Raw genomic sequence first — 19,419 nt, 5'->3', positions numbered from 1 at the left:
CCAACTCCTAGCCGAGCGTTGTGCAAGGTGCCTCGTCTGGCGCCGATCGGGCATCGGCGTCTCGTCCGATCGCTACGGCGAAGACGGCGATCGGATCGTCGAAGCCCTTCAGGTGCCGCGTCCCGAGCGACAGGAGAGGAACGCCGCTCCCGATGGCCTCGGCCGCTGTGCTGTCGACGAGGATTTGTCCATCCTGCGCTGAGGCGCACAATCGAGAGGCGAGGTTCGTCACCGTGCCGATGGCGGTGTAGTCGAGGCGACTGTCGGAGCCGATCCGACCGACCGTGGCCGGTCCCATCGCCAAGCCTATCCCGAACCCGAGCGCGTGACCGCGCGCGCGCCAGGTCGCAGCCAGGGTCTGCACCGTCGCCTGCATCTCGATCACCATGCGGGCGGCCCGCAGCGCCGGCTCCGGGCAGGCAAGGGGCGCATTGACCAGGATCATGACGCCGTCGCCGGCGAGGCTCACCAGCGTCGCGTTGTGCCGGTTCACGATGGCGCCGATGGCCGCGTGGTACTCGCCGAGAACGCCCATGATCGCTGCGGGCTCTGACCGGGCGGAGAACGGCGTGAACCCGCGGAGGTCACCGAAGACCACGACGACCTCGACGCGGTGCCCGTCGAGGACGCTGTCGTCGCCGGTCCGATCGACGAGTTCAGCGATCTGTGGAGCGAGAAAGCGCTTGAGCCGATCGATACGCTCTGAGCGCTCTTGAGAGACCGAGACCTCGCGCGCCATCTGATTGAAGCTGGCGGCGAGCCGGCCCAATTCGTCCTCCCGCGCGATCTCGATGCGGTGATCGAATCGGCCCGCGCCAATGCTCGCGGCGCCCTCCTCCAGCAGACGGATCGGCCCGGTCATGCGGTTGGCGAGCCAATAGGCAAGGGCGGCAGCGAAGCCGGTGCCGGCCAGAAGCAAGCCGAGAAGGCGCCAGAAGGCGGCGTAGATTGGCGCGAAGGCTTCGGCGACCGGCTGATGAACGATCACGCTCCAATCCGGCCCCGAGATTGATGCCATCGCGGCCACGACGGTCCGTCCCGCCAAGTCCAGGCCCGTGACCGCACCCCCACCCTGCGCGACGATAGCGGCCCGCAGCATCTGCAGGTTCTCGCCTGTCCGATCCTCGGAGCCGCGCAGAACGAGGCTGATATCGGGATGTGCGATGAGCCGGCCTGGTCCATCGAGCACGAAGGCTCGGCCAGTCTCGCCGACCCGGATCCCCGCAATGACGTCCAGGATCAGCTTCAGGTTGATCTCGGCTACCGCCACACCTGCCGCAATGCGGTTTCCTGCCAAGGCCATGGTCATGTACGGTTCGGAATTGCGGTGGAACGTGACGGGGCTGAACCATGCCCGCTTCGTCCGAGCTCCCAGGACCGGAGGGTCCGCCGACGCGTCGGCATGGCTCTCGACGCGATTGAGGCCGGTCCGCGAGACGGAGAGCCGCTCCCGCGACGCGCCGTCGATCAGCCGCAGGCTTGTCACGGCAGGGACTTGGCGCAGCAGACGCAGCCCATCGATGCGGCGGCGCTCATCAGCGGCCTCCGTCCAGGACAACTGAACCATCCATGCGAGTTGATCGCCGATCTGCTCGATGAAATGCGCGATGCGGGCGGCCGCGGTCCGGGCCTCGGCACCGAGAAGGTCATCCAGGCGCGCCCGCTGGTCGCGATACCCGAACCAGGCCTGGCTGCCGCCAGCGGCGAGCAGAGGGACAGCCACGGCCGCGAACAGGGCGAGGAAGTACTGCCGGAACAGCGAGTTCCGCAGAGGGATCGGGAAGCGGGCCATCGCCGCATCCTTTCGCGGTCCCATCGGCGCGCTCCCGGAGCGCCCGTCCGCGACTCCGTGAGATGCAGCCGAAGCGCGGGCCGAGGATTGCCCGAGTTCGCGGACGCCGCACAAGTATGTCCCGGTTGTGAGGGCCGCGCCAGCCTGCCGGACCCGTGTTCGATACAACAGCGGGGGCCGAGATCCGCGTCGAAGCAGTGTCGGATACCGGACGACCTTTGTCTTCCGTGCTCTCGTCTTCGTCGCGGCAGCGCTACCCGCAGAGCGCGCTTGCCGTCGTCGCGGGCAACGGTCCGAACGCAGCGGACCGTGGGTCTCGCCGGCCTGCGTCGCTGCGGGACGCGACATCGCCGTCTGCAACCGCCTCACGCTCACCTGCGGATTCGAAACGTCGGTGGCGATGTCACATCCGGAGATCCCGCCTCGTCATGAGCGCGAAGGCCCCGCCTCGGAGCGGTGGTCCTCCGCAGAGTGATGGGACTGAACACATGAAGATCGTGGTGATCGGGGGCAGCGGCCTGATCGGGTCGAAGCTCGTGGAGCGCCTGAAGCAAGGCGGCCGCACGGTCGTGGCTGCCTCGCCCGCGACGGGGGTGAACGCGGTCACGGGCGAAGGGCTGACAGAGGTGCTCGACGGCGCCGAGGTCGTGGTGGACGTCGCGAACTCGCCCTCGTTCGCCGACGCGGCAGTGCTGGACTTCTTCGAGCGCTCAACGCGCAACCTGCTCTCCGCCGAGGGCGAGGCGCGCGTACGGCACCACGTGGCCCTTTCGGTCGTCGGGACCGAGCGCCTTCAGGCGAGCGGGTATTTTCGCGCGAAGATGGCGCAGGAGTCGCTGGTCGCAGGCGGTCCGGTGCCGTGGACCATCGTCCGCGCCACGCAATTCTTCGAGTTCCTGGGCGGGATCGCCCACGGGGCGACGGACGGGCGGACGGTTCGCCTCACCTCCGCGCGGGTGCAGCCCATCCTGTCGGACGACGTCGCGGCGGCTCTCGCCGACGTCGCGCTCGCGCCGCCATCGCGCGGAACGGTCGAGATCGCCGGTCCCGAGGCCTTCCCGCTCGACGCCGTGGTGCGCCGCTACCTTGAGGCGGCCGGTGATGACCGTGAGGTCGTGACCGATTCCGCGTCCCCGTACTTCGGCGTCGTCTTGGAGGAGCGCTCCCTGCTGCCTGGGGACCGGGCACGGCTTGCGCCGACTCGTTTCGCAGAGTGGCTCGGCCGCGCCGTGTCCCGCCCCTGATCCGTGGAACGTGACCTTTCAAGGAGGAGACTATGATCAGGCCTACATCCGCCGTCGGCGCGCTGGCGCTTCTGCTCTCGACCGCGGCACTGGCGCACGATCCTGTCGGCAGGTCCCTGGACGGGGGCGAAGCGAGGGTCGGAATCGTCTTCGACCACGTCCTGCCGAACGTCCCCGGCAAGAGTATGAGGGCCGTGCTCGTCGAGTACGGGCCGGGCGGGTCCTCGCCCGCGCACACGCACCCGGACAGCGCCTTCATCTACGCGACGGTCCTGACGGGGGCGATCCGCAGCAAGGTGAATGACGGGCCCGAGCGGACCTACAAAGCCGGCGAGAGCTTCGCCGAGATGCCCGGGGACCGCCACGGCGTCAGCGCCAACGCGAGCGCGACGGAGTCGGCGCGCCTGCTGGCCGTCTTCGTCGTCGATACTGCCGAGACGAACCTGACGACACCGATCCGGTAAGGCGCGCCGCCATTGGCCCCGCCTCCGACCTGAAGCACGCGGAGATCCGACCATGACCCCACGAATCGAGAACCCCTACGCCCACGCGCCGGCCGCCATCAAGGCGATGATGGCGGTGGAGACCAGCATCAGATCCGGCGATCTGGAGCACGGCCTGCTCGAACTGGTGAAGCTGCGCGCGTCGCAGATCAACGGCTGCGCCTTCTGCATCGGCATGCACGCGGCGGCTGCCCGCAAGCAGGGCGAGAGCGAGATGCGCATCTACCTCCTGGACGCCTGGCGCGAGGCGCACCTCTACAGCGCCCGCGAGCGCGCGGCGCTCGCCTGGACCGAGGCGTTGACCCGGGTGTCGGAGACCGGCGCCCCCGATGCGGTGTACGCTCAGGTGAAGGAGCACTTCACGGAGGCCGAGCAGGTGCAACTCACGCTTCAGATCGGCGCCATCAACCTGTGGAACCGCCTTCAGGTCGGACTGCGCGGGCACCATGATGCGGATCCTTCGCGCGATGCCCCCTGATCCCGGCACGGACGCCTTCGAGGCGGAGCGGCCGAAGCTCCTCCGCCTCGCCTACCGGATGCTCGGCTCGGTCGCCGAGGCGGAGGACGTCGTTCAGAACGCGTGGCTGCGCTGGCGCGAAACGAGACACGATGCGGTGCGGTCACCGGGCGCGTTCCTATCCCGGACTGTCACGCGTCTGTGCCTCGACACGCTGCGCTCGGCGCGCGCGCGGCGCGAGACCTATGTCGGCCCGTGGTTGCCCGAGCCGCTGGTCGAAATGCCTGAGGAACCGTCGCTGGACAGCGACGACCTCACCCTGACCCTGATGATGGCGCTGGAACGGCTGTCCCCCTTGGAGCGCGCCGCCTTCCTCCTGCATGACGTGTTCGGTGTGCCGCTGGGCGAAGTCGCGACGACGCTGCATCGCGACGCCGCCGCGGTCCGGCAACTCGCCGTGCGGGCGCGCAGGCACGTTCAGGCCGAGAGACCGCGCTACGCCGTGGCCCGGGAGGACGGGGAGCGTCTCGTCCGGGCCTTCTTCGCCGCCTCGTGCAGCGGGGATGTCGACGGGCTGCGCGCGATGCTGGCCGAGGATGCCGTGATCCGTTCGGATGGCGGCGGCAAGGTCATCGCCTTCCTCAACCCGATCATCGGTATCGAGCGGATCCTGAGGCTGTTCGCCGGCCTCGCCCGCAAGCACGCCGCCGATCCCGCCACCTTCCTCAAGGCGCTGGTGGTCGACGGCCTTCCAGGATTTGCCAGCCTGGAGCGCGGCGGCATCCTGCAGGTGACCGCCCTCGATTGCGAGGGCGGCAGGATCGTCGGGATCTACATCACGCGCAATCCGGACAAGCTCGGCCATATCGTGCAGGCGCTCGGCCTTTCGGTTCGGACCGCATCCTCGCCTTCGGGACTGTTCTAAGGTCCGCCTTCGCTGACGATGGCATGATGGGCTACCGCGCCGGCAAGCGCGACTGCGACACCGGCGCGTTGAAGCCGCGATGCTGTCCCCCCGCCCCCGCCCGCAAGATCCCACGCTCGATCCAAAGGCGTTCGGCAGATGGCGCGCGACATCTGCGCCTCGGAGGCGGGCCGTACCTCGCGGCGGGAGCGCAAGACGGTCGCGATGCTGTTTGCCCGCCTCAAGCGGATCCTGAAGCTGGATCGGCTCCGGTTGCGGGGCCCGAACGGGGGCCAGGACGAGTTCGACCTCGCCGCGGCGGCCAGAACCTGAGGAAGCTGGCCAAGCCGATCCCGGTGCGGCAGCCAAGCCCGGCCCTTGACGGGGGGTCACAGCGCGCGGTCAATAGGCAGCGGCGCTCATCCGACGGATTGCGAAATAGCGGCCCTGCACGTTCGCGCACGGCTCTTAATCCGCGCGTTTCGCACGGCGCCAAAATTTCTGTCGCCGGTTGCCTCCTCGATTGAAAAACTTGAACAATCCGCATTGATCATCTTGGACTTATTGGGATTGCAGCTTGACGGCTCGTCCTGTTTCGAAGAGATCCTCCTCCCAGAGTGCCACGACGAAGGGCACACGGCGTAAACGCTCGTCTGGAGAGGAAATGATGGTTCTCGCAGGTCGCACGGCTGCAGCCGTGCTCTTGTTCACGCTCGCAGCGGCGCCAGTGCGCGCTGCAGACCCAATCAAGATCGGGCTGAGCGGCCCTTATACAGGGGGCTCGTCTTCGATGGGCGTCTCGATGCGTGACGGCGCCAAGCTCGCGGCCGCCGAGATCAACAAGGCCGGCGGCGTGCTCGGCCGCCCGATCCAGCTGATCGAGCGCGACGACGAGGCGAAGAACGAGGTCGGCGCGCAGGTCGCGCAGGAACTCATCAACAAGGAAAAGGTCGTCGCCTCCGTCGGCTTCATCAACACCGGCGTCGCGCTCGCGGCCCAGCGCTTCTATCAAGAGGCCGAGATACCGGTGTTCAACAACGTCGCCACCGGGACGATCATCACCAACCAATTCAAGGAGCCGGACTACGACGCGAACTACGTCTTCCGGAACTCCGCCTACGACGTGCTCCAGGCCGGCCTGATGGTCGACGAGGCGCTGGCGCAGGGTCACAAGAAGATCGCGGTCCTCGCCGACTCGACCAATTACGGCCAGCTCGGCCGCGAGGACATCGAGAAGTACCTCGCGACCAAGAACGTGAAGCCCGTCGCGGTCGAGAAGTTCAACATCAAGGACGTCGACATGACGGCCCAGCTGCTGAAGGCGCAGCAGGCCGGTGCCGAGGTGATCCTGGCCTACGGCATCGGGCCGGAGCTGGCCCAGATCGCCAACGGCATGTCCAAGCTCGGCTGGAAGGTCCCGATGATCACGAGCTGGCCGTCCTCGATGCAGAGCTTCATCGACATCGCCGGCCCGAACGGCAACGGCGTGATCATGCCCCAGACCTTCATCGAGGATCAGACCCTGCCGAAGCGCAAGGCGTTCCTCGAGAACTACTACAAGACCTACGGCGTCACGAAGATCCCGACGCCGGTCGCGGGCGCCCAGGGCTACGACTCGATCTATCTGATCGCCGCAGCGATCAAGCAGGCCGGCGGCACCGACGGCGCGAAGATCCGCACCGCGCTCGAGAACCTGAACGAGAAGGTCGAGGGCGTCGTCACCACCTACGACAAGCCCTTCAGTGCCAAGGACCACAACGCGATCTCGCGCAACATGGTCGTGTTCGGGAAGGTGCAGGACGGCAAGATCGTCTACGCCAAGGACGAGGACGCCAAGACCGCCGGCGTCGTTCGCGTCAAGGAGAAGACCTCGAACTGAGGTTCCGAGGGCCGCGTCCGCCCGGGCGCGGCCGCCCTCCCCGACCCGGTGGTGCCTCGGCCGCCGGCGCTCCGCAGAGCGGTCCCGCGGCGCCCGCCGCGCGACCGGACACCCCTCCGGTGACAGCGCTTCCATGGCCATCCTGCTCCAGCTCATCGCCTCAGGTGTCGCGGTCGGCATGATCTACGCCGCCATCGCCTTCGGCTATCAGCTCACCTTCGCGACCTCGAAGACGCTCAATTTCGGACAGGGCGAGGCGCTGGCGCTCGGGGCCCTGTTCGGCCTGACCCTGGTCCCGTTCATCGGCTACTGGCTGATGATCCCGCTGGTCCTGGTCTTCGGCTTCGCCCTCGGGGCCGTGGTCGAGCGCCTCGGGGTGCGCCCGGCCGTGAAGATCAAGTCCGAGTACGGGTGGATCATGGCGACCATCGCGCTCGGCATCATCTTCAAGAACGTCGCCGAGAACATCTGGGGCCGCGACGACCTGAAATTCCCCTCCCCCCTCCCCGAGACCGCGCTCCAGGTCGGCGGCGTGCGCATCCTGCCGATGGAATTGCTGATCGTCGCGGGCGCGCTGCTGATGATGCTCGCGGTCGAGATCTTCAATCGCAAGTCGATCTGGGGGAAGGCGGTCGTCGCCACCTCCAACGACATCGACGCCGCCGGCCTGATGGGCATCAACACCCAGAAGGTGATCACCCTCTCCTACTCGATCAGCGCCATGACGGCGGCCTTCGCGGGCGTGCTGGTGGCGCCCGTCACCCTGACCGGCGCCACGATGGGCTCCGTCCTGGCGCTGAAGGCCTTCGCGGTGGCGATCATCGGCGGCCTCGAATCCGGCCTCGGCGTCATCGTCGGCGGCCTGATCCTCGGCGTCTCGGAGACGCTGACCGGCTTCTACATCTCGACCGGCTACAAGGATGTGCCCGGCCTGATCCTGCTCCTCGTCGTCCTCTCCATCCGCCCGGTCGGCCTGTTCGGCAAGGCCGTCATCAAGAAGGTCTGACCGTGACCGCCCGCGCAACCCTCACGGCAGCCTGAGCCATGGCGCAGACCCTCGCCCCCGCCGAAGCGCCCGCCCCGGCGGCCGCCCCCAATCTGTCGCGCCACGTCGGCATCCTCGGCGCCGTGCTGCTGGTCGTCGGCCTCGCCGTCTTCCCGCACGTGGTCACGAGCTCGTACTACATCCACCTCATGGTGGTGATCGCCATCTACGCGATCCTGATCCTCGGGCTCGACATCGTCGTCGGCTATACCGGGCAGGTGAGCCTCGGCCATGCCGGCCTGTTCGGCGTCGGCGCCTACGCGGCGGCGGTGCTGTTCCTGCACTTCAAGCTGGGGATCTGGTGGGGCATCCTGGCCGGGATCGGCGTGACCTCGGCCTTCGGCGTGCTGCTGGCCGTGCCGGCCCTGCGGGTCACCGGCCCCTACCTCGCCATGGTGACGCTCGCCTTCGGCACGATCGTCCAGATCTTCATCAACGAGCTGACGCCGCTGACCAACGGCCCGCTGGGCATCACCCTGCCGCCGGCCCGGGTCCTCGACTTCTCGCTCCTCGGCCTCCAGGCCCCCTGGGGCGCGGCCGGGCGCAAGCTCGAGTTCTACTATCTCGTGTGCCTCGCGCTGCTGGCCACCATCCTGGTGGTCAACCGGGTGGTCCGCTCGCCCTACGGCCGCGCCTTCGAGGCGCTGCGCGATTCGCCGATCGCCTGCGACTGCATGGGCGTCAGCGTCTACCGCTACAAGGTCTACGCCTTCGTGATCTCGGCGGCGCTGGCCGGCCTCGCCGGCGCGCTGTTCGCGTGGTCGGAGCGCTACGTGGCGCCGAACTCCTACGGGTTCGAGCTCACCGTACTGTTCCTCCTCGCCGTCACGATGGGCGGCCGCAAGTCGCGGGCCGGCCCGATCATCGGCTCGGCGATCATCGTGATGATGCCGAACGTGCTCGCCGATATCGGGCTGGTGCGGATCATGGCGGGGATCATCGCCGGCGCGGCGCTGGTCGTCGGCGTGCTCGCCTTCCTGCGCCGCCGGGAGAACCGGTTCGCCCTGCTGGTGCCGGTCGGGCTCTGCCTCGCCTTCTTCCCGGCGACGCTCGCGCTCGAAACCGTCACCGACTTCCGGCTGACCGTGTTCGGCCTGATGATCCTGTTCGTGGTGTATTACCTGCCGGACGGGATCGTGGGCTTCCTCCGCGAGACGATCCCCGCCCTGCGCCCGGCCCACACCGCCGAGGGCAAGAATCTCCACGCCGAGGGCGCGGCACTGAGTGCTCAGAGCGGCGGCGCGGGCGCCGACCCGCTGCTCACGGTCGATCAGGCCCTGATGCAGTTCGGCGGCCTGAAGGCGCTGGCCGGCGTCGACATCACGGTGCGGCCGGGCACGATCCACGGCCTGATCGGGCCGAACGGCTCCGGCAAGAGCACGATGATGAACGTGCTCACCGGCATCTACCGCCCGACCGGCGGCAGCGTGACCCTGGCGCGCGGCCAGGGGACGAAGCGCCTCGACGGGCGCACCCCGTCGGAGATCGCCGCGGCCGGCGTCGCCCGCACCTTCCAGAACGTGCAGCTCTTCCGCGAGATGACGGCGCTGGAGAACGTGCTGGTCGGCCTGCATCACAGCTTCCGCGGCACCCTGTTCGACGCGATCCTCGGCACGCCGCGCCGGCGCCGGGAGGAGCGCGAGCAGCGCGCCCGCGCCATGGCGATCCTCGACTTCGTGGGCCTCGGCGCCCTGGCGCAGGTTGAGGCGCGCAACCTGCCCTACGGCAAGCAGCGCCTGCTGGAGATCGGACGGGCGCTGGCCCTCGATCCGGTCCTTCTCCTCCTCGACGAGCCGGCCGCGGGCCTGACCGCCCCCGACATCGCCGAGCTGACGACGATCATCCGCAAGATCCGGGACGCCGGGATCACGGTGATCCTGATCGAGCACCACATGGACGTGGTCATGGGCCTGTGCGACCGCGTCAGCGTCCTCGATTTCGGCCACAAGATCGCCGAGGGCAGCGCCCGCGAGGTCCAGGCCGATCCGAAGGTGGTCGAGGCCTATCTCGGCAGTCCCGTCGCCGACGAGGAGTTGACCCATGCTTGAGGTCACGGGTCTGTCGGCCGGTTACGGCCAGGTCGAGGTCCTGCACGGCCTCGACTTCCAGGTCCCGAAGGGTCAGGTCGTGGCGCTGATCGGCTCCAACGGGGCCGGCAAGACCACCACGATGCGCGCCCTGTCGGGCATGATCCGCCCGCGGGCCGGCTCGATCCGCCTGAACGGGCGCGAGATCGGCGGCCTCGACAGTCACGACGTCGCCCGGTCCGGCCTCGCGCACTCGCCGGAGGGCCGGCGGGTCTTCCCGACGCTCTCGGTCGAGGACAACCTGACCCTCGGCGCCTTCCCGCGACTGACCGGCTCGCGCCCGAAGGGGGACGTCGCCGCCGACCGCGAACGCGCCTTCGAGATGTTCCCGCGGCTGAAGGAGCGGCGCGCCCAGCTAGCCGGCACGCTCTCGGGCGGCGAGCAGCAGATGCTCGCCATGGGCCGGGCCCTGATGCTGCGGCCCGAGATCCTCCTGCTCGACGAGCCCTCGATGGGGCTGGCACCCAAGCTGGTGGAGGAGGTCTTCCGGATCATTCGCCTGCTCAAGGCCGAGCAGGTCACGATGCTGCTCGTCGAGCAGTTCGCCATGGCGGCGCTCGGCGTCGCCGACCACGCCTACGTGCTGGAGAACGGCCGGATCCGCTTCCAGGGCCCGGCGCAGCAGATGCGCAACGATCCCGCCGTGCGGGCGGCCTATCTCGGCGGCACGCATTAGATGTCCGGTTCCGTCCCCGCGTGAAGCGGGCCGGCGCTGAGTCGCTCCGCGGCCCGCACGGCGCTGACGGAGCCGGGCGCGCGGTAGCGGGCGAAGGTCATGCGCACGACCCCGGGCCTGCTCCGGGACACCGAGCAGGGCGCGGGCTTCGATCCGATCGGCGAGCGGCACGCCGCCGCCCATCCACAGCCCCTTGCGCTGGCCCGCGGCGATCTTGTCGCGGATGCGCGCGCCGGTGACCGCGCGCTCGGCCTGGACGAACGACAGCAGCACGTTGCGGGTGAGACGCCTCGTGCTGGTCGTGGTGTCGAACGCCTGGGTCACCGACACGAACGCCGCGGCGTGCGCGTCGAACAGCGCGACGAGCCTAGCGAAGTCGGACAGGGCGCGGGTGAGGCGGTCGACCTGTCGGCCCAGGGCGCGCCCGTGCGCAGCCGCCGGGAGATCCTTTCAACCCACGCCGATCGCCCGCCGCGGCCGATTTTATGCGCGGGTCGCGCCCTCCGGGCTCTTCAGGGCTGGACAGGCGCCCTTCATGCCGACGCACGACGTCGTCTGGCCAACGATTCCCGGAGTGCGCTCGCAACCTGTGCTGCTGAATAGGGCTTGCGCACGAGTTCGAAGTCGTGAGTGTTGTCCAGTGCCAGCACGTCACTGTAGCCGGTCGTCAGGATCACCGGCAGTTCGGGATGGCTCAACCGCAGCTGTCGGGCCAGCTCAACACCGCCCATTCCCGGCATCATCACGTCCGAGAAGACGGCATCGAACCGAGAGGGAGTCCGCCCCATCTCGGCGAGCGCCGCCTCGGCGTCGTGCGCCCATACGGTGACATGGCCAAGGTCCTCCAGAAGCTGCGTGCAGAACCGTCCGACATCGAGATTGTCCTCGACGACGAGGACGCAGAGCTTGGATGGCGCGTCCGGCGCCTCGAGGGAACCGGCGTCGGGCGTGTTCCGCGGGACGGCTGGTGGATCGGACTGGGGCAGGTAGAGCACGAAGGTCGACCCGTGCCCCACTTCGCTCGCGACCTCCACGTCGCCGCCCGACTGTTTGGCGAAGCCGATGACTTGGCTGAGCCCGAGGCCCGTGCCCTTGCCGACCGACTTCGTCGTGAAGAACGGCTCGAAGATCCTGGACAGCAGATCCGGTGCGATGCCGGCTCCGTGGTCCATCACGGACAGTGCGACGAACGGACCGGACGCGCCGGCATGCGCGCAAATGCGGGGCAGCGACCGATTGCTGTCGAGCCGCAGGGTCAGAGTGCCCTCGCCCTCCATGGCGTCCCGGGCGTTGACGGCAAGGTTGATGAGGGCGGTCTCAAACTGGCTCGCGTCGACCCGCACGTGGCAGGGCGGCGCCGGCACCTCCGTGACGATGCGGATGCGCGCGCCCGTCACGGCGTTCAACATGTCCGCCAAGTCTTGCAGACGCGCGCCGACCTCGAACACCTCGGGCTTGAGGGGTTGCCGTCGGGCGAAGGCAAGCAGCTGGCTCGTCAGCTTGGCGGCGCGATCCACCGTGTCGGAGACCGCCTCCAGGTAGCGGGTGCGCCGCTCCTCCGCGAGGTTGGGGCGGCGCAGGAACTCCACCGACGAGCGGATGATGGTCAGCATGTTGTTGAAGTCGTGCGCCACGCCGCCTGTGAGCTGCCCGATCGCCTCCAGCTTCTGGGTATGCCTCAGCGTCTCCTCGGCGCGGGCGAGCCGCTCCTGCTCGCGCAGACGCTCGGTGACGTCCTGGACGTACTGGAAGGCGCCGATCCGCACCCCCTGCGCGTCCCGCAACGTCATGAATTTCATCTCGTAATGCTGGCGTCGACGCTGCGGGTCGCCGAAGGCCTCGACGAGCGTGAACTCCTCGCCTGCTAGCGCTCTCGACCAGGTCGACCTCACCGGCACGAGCATCTCAGGCCTGTGCGACAGGAGGTCGAGCAGATTGTCGCCGATCCGCGGCCAGACGCCGTAGACGGCCTCGACCTCCTCAATCCAAGCCCGGTTAGCGGCCAAGACCCGGAACTCCGTGTCGAGGGCGCAGACAAGGGAGTCGGTCGTCTCGAACACGTCGGCCCAGAGCTTTCGCTGGACGAGCGCCTCCTCGACGCGCCGCTCCAGCGTCGCGTTCATCTCCTGCAGCCGCGCCTCGGCTAGCTTACGGTCGTGCACGTCCTCCACGACCCCGTACCAGCGCACGATGGCGCCAGCCTCGTCCCGGCGCGGGAAGGCGCGGGCGCGCATCCAGCGGAAATCCCCGGTCGCTGCGATGTGGATGCGGTAGTCTACGTCCACGGGCTCGCCCGCGGTGAGGGCGGCGGTGAACGTCGTCAGGGTCCAGGGTACGTCGTCGGGATGGAGGGCCTTGACCCAGCCGGAGCCCAGGGGCTCACCCGGGCCCTGACCTGTCAGCTCCAGCCAGCGGTTCGAGTAGGAGGTGATGTTACCGTCCGGGTCACAGGTCCAGGGCACCTGCGGGTTCAACTCGACCGTGTGCCGGAAGTGGTCCTCGCTCTCCCGCAAGGCCGCCTCGCCGAGAACCCGGTCGGTCGTCTCCGCGGTGACGCAGAACAGGCCGTTGATCGCGCCCGCATCGTCGAGGGCTGGAGAGTAGGTAAAGGACCACCAGCTCCGCTCCGGCCTTCCCGCGCGGGAGAGGTCGAGCATCACGTCGGTGAGCGTCTGGCTCTCGCCGTCCAGGGTGGCTTCCACCAGCGGCTCGATCTCGTCCCAGATGCTCGCCCAGACCTCGCGGAAGGGCCGACCCAGTGCGTCGGGCAGGCGGTAGCCGAGGATCGGCCTGTAGGCATCGTTGTAGAAGCAGAGCAGCTCCGGTCCCCAGGCGAGGAACATCGCCGTCGGGCAGGCGAGCATCTGGGCCAGCCTGACGCACAGGGACGGCGGCCAAAGTTCGGGCGGCCCGAGCGAGGTGTCCGACCAGTCGTGGGCACGGATCTCGGCGCCCATCTTGCCGCCGGCAGGCAGGAACTGGAAGGCGTCAGACAAGGTGCGCGCGGCCCGACAATCGGTTCCGAGCGGGATCGTTCGTGCCGGGCATGTCTCTTACCGAAGAAGGTGGCGCGGGGCCGCAACGGATGCCCTGGCTTTGGTCTAGTAATATCATACCGGTAGGCATCCGCAGTGAGGCAGCGTGACGTAGCCGCTGTGCCTCAGCAGGGCAGAGCGTCCAGGAACTCCAGCTCTTTGGGAGCGCGAATTCCAGTTACCGATCCGGCTGCAGCGGACGTGCGCAGGGTCGCGGCGCGCGCCATTACTCGGTCCAAGCTCCCGGAAAGTGGCCGCCTTCCGCTTCAGGGCCGGCGAAGCCTGAATCCAATCCGTCGTCCATTCTTCACGCATCGGCATCAAAGCCGAAATAGGGCCTTCCCGGTGGTCGGCATCGGATGCGCGTTGACGATGACGTTCCGCGCATACGACGCAATGAGCACGGCTCCACGAGGTCTGCTCTGAAGCTGCGTTGCCTTGGGGCAAACCTCCCAGAGAGACCGCCGGCTAGCGGCCGGCTTCGTCCGCCTTGGACATGCGCGACTGATCGGCACCGCTCTGGGCAGCCTTCGCGGCCTGTCCCGCGCCCTGCTTCATCGCACTCTCAGCGATCCCGCCAAGTTCCGCAGCCTGCGCCTGTACGGCCGCGAGTTGGCTGCGAGCGAAATCTGCCTGGAGTTGCATCGCCTCCTGAAGGCTCTTGGCCTGTGTCAGGTTCTGCGCGAAATCGAGGGTCGCCCGCACATTCTGTTCGGCAGCCTGGAAGCTGTGAGTCGCCATGTCCCGCGTGCTCGCGTCGGCCGTTTGGGCCGCGCCCTGAGTGGCCGCAACCGTTTGACGCGCGGCGCTGATGAAGCCGTCGAATGCTTGGCGGGCTTGATCGATGCCCTTCTGGGCAACCTCACGCATTGCGCCGGGTATCTCGAAATTCGGTGTGATGTTCATCGGCTTTTCCTAACATGTCCTGGCGACAGGCGCGAACGATCCAAGAGCCGCACGCCTGCTGAACATCACGTCTGAGGCTCGGTTCAACACGGGCCTCAAGGCACGATCGACCAGCTGATTTCGTGCGGGATCCGGCTCGGGAGTCGCTTTGCTCGATGTTGCCGCCATACACCAAGCTCGTTCATTCGTAGGCGCTCGGCCATATCCGCCTAGCCAAAACGGCCCTGCGTCTGGCATTTTTATGCCACAGATCGCGGCAGAATGCGCCGTTGCGGTTCAAGCAACGAAACATAATGCAAAAACGTTAGGCATCGACGAGCCTGCGTTTCGGGAGGCTGCGAAAGGATTCATCTGCGTGCTGTACCTGATGCGTGATGCCTACGACCAGATGCTCTCGCCCATGCGGATGGCGGCGGAGATGGCCCGCACCGCCTGTGAGAACCCCTTCAGCCCCCTCGCATACATGCCGAACGGCCGAGCCGTCGCGGCGTCCTGCGAGTTGTTCGAGCGAGCCACCCGCACCTACGCCAAGCCCCGCTTCAATCTCCCCGCGTCCGAACGGGTGGTGTGGGAGCGGCCGTTCTGCCGCGTAATCGCCTTCGGTGAGCCTTCCACCAAGCCAAAATTGCTGCTGGTCGCTCCGCTCTCCGGGCACTACGCGACCCTGCTCCGCGGCACGGTGGCAGCCTTCCTCGACACCCATCAGGTGTTCATAACCGACTGGGCCGACGCCAAGAAGGTGCCTCTCTCGGCGGGCCGCTTCGACCTCGACGACTACATCGATTACTGCGTCGCGATGTTCGAGTCGCTCGGACCAGACCTCCACGTGACGGCGGTATGTCAGCCTTCCGTTCCGGTTCTGGCTGCGATCGCCCGCATGGAAGCGGAGGAACACCCGCGGGTGCCTCGGTCCGCTGTACTGATCGGCGGCCCGATCGATACACGCCGCTCGCCGACCGCCGTGAACAGGCTACCGCAGGAGAAGCCGATCGGCTGGTTCAAGCAGAACTGCATCCACCCGGTGCCCTGGACTCACCAGGGCCACGGCCGTGACGTCTATCCCGGCTTCCTTCAACTGGCCGGCTTCATCAGCATGAACCTCGACCGCCATCAGACCGCGCACTGGGACATGTTCAAGCATCTCGTGCAGGGCGACGGCGACTCGGCGGCCAAACATCGTGAGTTCTACGACGAGTACCTCGCCGTGATGGACCTCACAGCAGAGTACTACCTCCAGACGGTCGAGACCGTGTTCATCGAGCATAGCCTCCCGAAAGGGCAGATGCGCCACCGCGGCAAGGCCGTGGAGCTGAGCGCGATCCGGCGCTGCGCGCTCATGGCGATCGAGGGCGAGAAGGACGACATCACCGGCATCGGCCAGACCCGCGCGGCGCTCGATCTGACGGTGAATCTCTCGGCCGAGAAGAAGGCTTACCACCTTCAGATGGGAGCCGGTCACTACGGCGTCTTCAACGGCTCCCGATTCCGCGCCGACATCGCGCCGAAGATTGTCGCGTTCATGGAAGCGCATGCGAAGCCGGCGGTGGCCGAGCCGCCGATCCGGTTGCTTCATTCCATCCCGGAGCTTGCCGAGCCTGACCTATCGATTCCGGCGGCGCTGCTCACGCACGATGCTTTTGCAGCCAGCGAGGCTGCCCTTGAGTTACACGCGTAGGCTTCGCACCCCCGTCTGACTGTACCGGACGAGACGTCAAGGACAGTCAATGGACGGTGCCGCGGCCCGACGTGACGAGGGCTGTCCGCCGCATCGGATCGGATGAGGCTCGCGCCAGCGCCTGTCTGGCGTGCTGCTGCAGGTGCTCGAGCCGCTTCCTCAGGGCGCCACGCTGCCGCTGCCGCTTCTGCTCAAGCTGGTTGATGATCCGGTGCTTCTCGTCTTCAGAACCGGACCAGCCGTCGAGGCGCTCGCAGTCGATCTGGTAGCTGAACTCGACATCCGCCAAAGCAGCCAAGGTGGCCTGGAGCAATCCCGTCAGATATTCGAGTTCGAGGCCCGCTTCCCGCATCTCCGGCATCGGCTCATCCGATTGCCCGGCCGGACGATCGATTGAGTCAGACCCGCTCAGCTTCGTGATCGCGAGAAGGACGTTGGACGCAGCGACCAGATTGCCGGACGCGTCCCGCAGCGGCGTTGGGTAGGGCATGAACGGGATGCGTGTACCGTCCGGCCGCTCCAACACGGCCTGAACGCCGCGCACGGGCCGCCCTTCTTTGATGGCGACGGCCATCGGACATTGGTCGAGCGGGAGAAGCGTTCCGTCAGGGGTGTAGATGCGCCAGCATCCGCACCAGCGCGTCCTGCCGAGTTCGGGGCGGTAGCCCCACAGGTCGGCCGCCGCATCGTTATAGTAGGTCAGCCAGCCATCCGCGTCAGTCGTGTAGACCGGCGACCGGAACTCCCGGAAAAGATCGGCGCGCGAGGGCTCGTAGTTCCAGCCCCGCTCTGGTCCGCCGAATTCGAACTCGTCGTCGTCCGGAAACATGCTGCTCTCCCTCGACAGACGGGCGAGGAAATGCCCGTCAAAGCATTCCGGTCGCCCCCCTCTGTCGCGGGTGCATGGAGCCAAGGCCGCTGACTGGCGACATCGGCTCGTCAAGGACGCAGGACGCGTCGCACTCCAGATCGTCCAGCGATATGAGATTGTGCCTCAGAGCTTCCGGGGGCGGTCGCTCCTCGACGCCATAACCGACTCGCGCCAGCCTGGGCTCTCCCGTATCGCCATGTACGGACATCGCTATCTCGCACAGACTGGGGCTCTATTCAACAGAGGTGGGGATACGCGATTGCTGGAGCGCGGTCGAATTCGCCTCTATATCGGGCTTGTGCGCAATTCAATTGCTGCCTTCTTGCGATGGAATTTTCTGTCGAGGATCCGGATTATTTTCGGATTGCGGATGAAAGCATTCGGAGAGCGCGGCGTTTCACGTGAATCGATGCGGCCGAGCGTCTTGAAACCCTCGCGCGGTCGTCGGACCGGATCCCGGGCGCGCTGCCGTGTCCTCGCCCCCGGTCGGGTCGAGCAGGTTATCCGGGGTGCGTTCACCGCCTATGAGGCGGGTCGCGCGACGCCTTGGGTGATCGTGCGGGCCATCGATCGATCGTGATGCGACGTCGAGACAGACGACGTGGGTGTCCGGGGGTGCGAAGGCCGAAGGTCAGCTTTCTGGCAGCGATCCGATGGCGCTCGGCACCGTTCCGAGACAGTCACGCGCGTCCGCGCGATGATCGAGGCTGGCCGTTCCCGGGCTTTCGGAAGCGTACCGGCAATCCGGTACCGGGTGACGCCCTCGGCATCGCCAGCCCTCCGCCAGCAGCACAGCTTCGTGGATCGGCAAGGGCAGCGGTTTCTCCGGATGGGCCGCTAGCCGTTCGTGGCGGGGCGTGCCTGGATCACAGGCGCGGCCGCCGCCAGAATTGCAGCGCCATCGCGTGAGGATGGTGGGTAGATGCGGCTGCCGTTGATCAGACGCTTGGTGGCCTTTGCCGCTGCGCCGTCGGCAACGAGGCGACCGCGATCCCAGCCCGAGGTGTAGACGGCGCCCCATCCGCCGAGATCAAGCACTGTCACGTAATCTGGTGCCGCGAACCGCAGGCAGAGATCCGGCCGCCCGGCGAGGTCGCAGACCGCGTTGAAGCCCGCGAACCGACCCATCGGGCGCGCGTGCTGGCACGACATCACCGTCTGGTGCCCGGCCTCGTCGGCCTCAGCCACCGCCACGTCGCCCGCCCCGAACACGGCCGGAACCCCGATGACACGCATCTGCGCGTCTACGGGCAACCGACCGAGGGCATCGCGCGCGACGCCGAGCTCGTCGGCGAGGGGGTTCGCCCGCATGCCCGTGGCGCAGACGACCGTCAGCGCCGGGATGTAAGTTCCGTCGCTGAGCGTCGCGCCCGCCGGGTCGATCGCGGCAACGCCGGTGCCGCCGATGCATTCCACGCCGGCCGCGGCGAGAGCCTGTCGGATGGCCGGCATTGCAGCGCCGCCCATCGCGGATCCAACCTCAGCAGAGCGGTCGACCAGCACCGTGCGAACGGGACCGGTTCCCCCGGCCTGGTCGCGGGCGGCAGCGAGGCGAGCCGGTAGCTCGCAGGCGAGTTCGAGTCCGACAAGGCCGCCACCAACCACGATGGCGGTCCAGCGTCCGGTCTGGTCCGGGCCAACCGCGTCGCGACCCAGGTCTCCAAGGTGGCTGGCGAGCCGGCGCGCGCCGCTGAGCGTGTCGACGTCGAAAGCCAAGCCGATGCCCGAAACTGGCGGGCGAGACAGGACGCTGCCGGCGGCGAGGATCAGTCTGTCGTAGTCTAGCGTGCGCGGGCTGGGTCTGCCCGGGCCTTGCACCGTGAGATGGCGCCCGCTGACATCGATCTTGGTCACGCTGCCTTCGATCCGGCCGACGTTGATGGGACCGAGCACGTCGTCCAGCGGCACGGCGACGGGTGTGAGGTCAGCCTCGTAGCACCGCACCCGAATCGCGTGGAACGGGTCTGGGGCGATGAGGGTGATGACGATCGCCTCGGTCAGCCCGAGCTCATGGCGAGCGCGCGCCGCGGCGGCTGCGCTCCAGAGGCCCGCGAAACCGCCGCCTATCACCACGACCCGTTTGATCATCGAGCGCCGCCTCTGGGTCCGGACCGGTCAGCGAGATCTTAGCGAAACCACACGGATCATCGAGAGGCCAGTTGTCAGGAGACAAGCCGCCGGGCCGGTGCCCGACTCCGAATATGCCCATGTGGCGCGAACAAAACCCGCGCCTTCGCTACGGGCGTGTCCGCTTCCGGGAGCCCGCCGGGTACGGCAAAGGGCGCCTCCGCCCGCGCAATCGACCGCTGGATCGGGCCGAGAGCCGCGGCTCCGCTTCGGAGAGG

At 67.8% G+C, this 19,419-nt stretch carries 14 protein-coding genes and 2 pseudogenes; 10 read left to right on the top strand and 6 right to left on the bottom strand.

Translation table 11 applies throughout. The features are described 5' to 3' along the window. Positions 1–7: 7 nt before the first annotated feature. Complete coding sequence (locus tag JOE48_RS17205; RefSeq protein WP_210031632.1) at positions 8–1,792, bottom strand: adenylate/guanylate cyclase domain-containing protein; 1,785 nt, start codon at positions 1,790–1,792, stop codon at positions 8–10. Between the two features lie 488 nt (positions 1,793–2,280). Between JOE48_RS17205 and JOE48_RS17200 the strand changes: the two genes are divergently transcribed. From JOE48_RS17200 to JOE48_RS17160, 9 genes and pseudogenes are all read left to right on the top strand, one after another. Next, positions 2,281–3,036: an SDR family oxidoreductase gene (locus JOE48_RS17200; RefSeq protein ID WP_210031630.1), complete on the top strand. Its 756-nt coding sequence runs from the start codon at positions 2,281–2,283 to the stop codon at positions 3,034–3,036. A 32-nt stretch (positions 3,037–3,068) separates the two neighbouring features. Next, positions 3,069–3,500 carry a cupin domain-containing protein gene (locus JOE48_RS17195; protein ID WP_210031629.1) on the top strand — a complete coding sequence of 144 codons (432 nt, stop codon included), beginning with the start codon at positions 3,069–3,071 and terminating at the stop codon, positions 3,498–3,500. 52 nt (positions 3,501–3,552) lie between these two features. Further along, the gene (locus JOE48_RS17190; RefSeq protein ID WP_210031628.1) at positions 3,553–4,017 is read left to right on the top strand and encodes a carboxymuconolactone decarboxylase family protein; all 465 of its coding nucleotides are present in this window, start codon (positions 3,553–3,555) and stop codon (positions 4,015–4,017) included. Beyond that, on the top strand, positions 4,007–4,921 hold the full coding sequence (locus tag JOE48_RS17185) for a sigma-70 family RNA polymerase sigma factor (protein ID WP_210031627.1): 915 nt from the start codon (positions 4,007–4,009) through the stop codon (positions 4,919–4,921). Before JOE48_RS17190 ends, JOE48_RS17185 begins: the two co-directional genes overlap by 11 nt. 14 nt (positions 4,922–4,935) lie before the next feature. Continuing rightward, positions 4,936–5,277 (top strand): annotated as a pseudogene (locus JOE48_RS17180) (transposase); the annotation flags it as partial. Positions 5,278–5,567: 290 nt separating this feature from the next. Continuing rightward, the gene (locus JOE48_RS17175; RefSeq protein ID WP_210035855.1) at positions 5,568–6,779 is read left to right on the top strand and encodes an ABC transporter substrate-binding protein; all 1,212 of its coding nucleotides are present in this window, start codon (positions 5,568–5,570) and stop codon (positions 6,777–6,779) included. A gap of 133 nt (positions 6,780–6,912) precedes the next feature. Further along, a complete protein-coding gene (locus tag JOE48_RS17170) occupies positions 6,913–7,785 on the top strand; it encodes a branched-chain amino acid ABC transporter permease (RefSeq protein ID WP_210031626.1) in 873 nt (290 codons plus the stop codon). Positions 7,786–7,823: 38 nt separating this feature from the next. Continuing rightward, positions 7,824–9,872, top strand: coding sequence for a branched-chain amino acid ABC transporter ATP-binding protein/permease (locus tag JOE48_RS17165; RefSeq protein ID WP_210031625.1), 2,049 nt, complete (start codon positions 7,824–7,826; stop codon positions 9,870–9,872). Next, positions 9,865–10,587: an ABC transporter ATP-binding protein gene (locus tag JOE48_RS17160; protein ID WP_210031624.1), complete on the top strand. Its 723-nt coding sequence runs from the start codon at positions 9,865–9,867 to the stop codon at positions 10,585–10,587. Before JOE48_RS17165 ends, JOE48_RS17160 begins: the two co-directional genes overlap by 8 nt. Positions 10,588–10,833: 246 nt before the next feature. Here the strand turns inward: JOE48_RS17160 and JOE48_RS30385 are convergent. The 3 genes and pseudogenes from JOE48_RS30385 to JOE48_RS17145 form a co-directional block, all read right to left on the bottom strand. After that, positions 10,834–10,944 (bottom strand): annotated as a pseudogene (locus JOE48_RS30385) (hypothetical protein); the annotation flags it as partial. Between the two features lie 176 nt (positions 10,945–11,120). Then, the gene (locus JOE48_RS17150) at positions 11,121–13,583 is read right to left on the bottom strand and encodes a PAS domain-containing protein (RefSeq protein ID WP_245252865.1); all 2,463 of its coding nucleotides are present in this window, start codon (positions 13,581–13,583) and stop codon (positions 11,121–11,123) included. Positions 13,584–14,090: 507 nt separating this feature from the next. Continuing rightward, complete coding sequence (locus tag JOE48_RS17145) at positions 14,091–14,528, bottom strand: phasin family protein (protein ID WP_210031622.1); 438 nt, start codon at positions 14,526–14,528, stop codon at positions 14,091–14,093. A gap of 355 nt (positions 14,529–14,883) precedes the next feature. Between JOE48_RS17145 and JOE48_RS17140 the strand changes: the two genes are divergently transcribed. Next, positions 14,884–16,203 (top strand): polyhydroxyalkanoate depolymerase, encoded by a 1,320-nt coding sequence (locus tag JOE48_RS17140; protein ID WP_210031620.1) that lies wholly within the window; start codon positions 14,884–14,886, stop codon positions 16,201–16,203. A 46-nt stretch (positions 16,204–16,249) separates the two neighbouring features. Here JOE48_RS17140 and JOE48_RS17135 read toward each other — a convergent pair whose 3' ends face one another. After that, positions 16,250–17,032, bottom strand: coding sequence for a PAS domain-containing protein (locus JOE48_RS17135; RefSeq protein ID WP_210031619.1), 783 nt, complete (start codon positions 17,030–17,032; stop codon positions 16,250–16,252). 879 nt (positions 17,033–17,911) lie between these two features. After that, positions 17,912–19,162 carry an NAD(P)/FAD-dependent oxidoreductase gene (locus tag JOE48_RS17130; protein ID WP_210031618.1) on the bottom strand — a complete coding sequence of 417 codons (1,251 nt, stop codon included), beginning with the start codon at positions 19,160–19,162 and terminating at the stop codon, positions 17,912–17,914. Positions 19,163–19,419: the final 257 nt, after the last annotated feature.

The sequence above is a fragment of the Methylobacterium sp. PvR107 genome (assembly GCF_017833295.1).
GTDB lineage: Bacteria > Pseudomonadota > Alphaproteobacteria > Rhizobiales > Beijerinckiaceae > Methylobacterium.
This window is presented reverse-complemented; position numbering and strand designations above follow the sequence as displayed.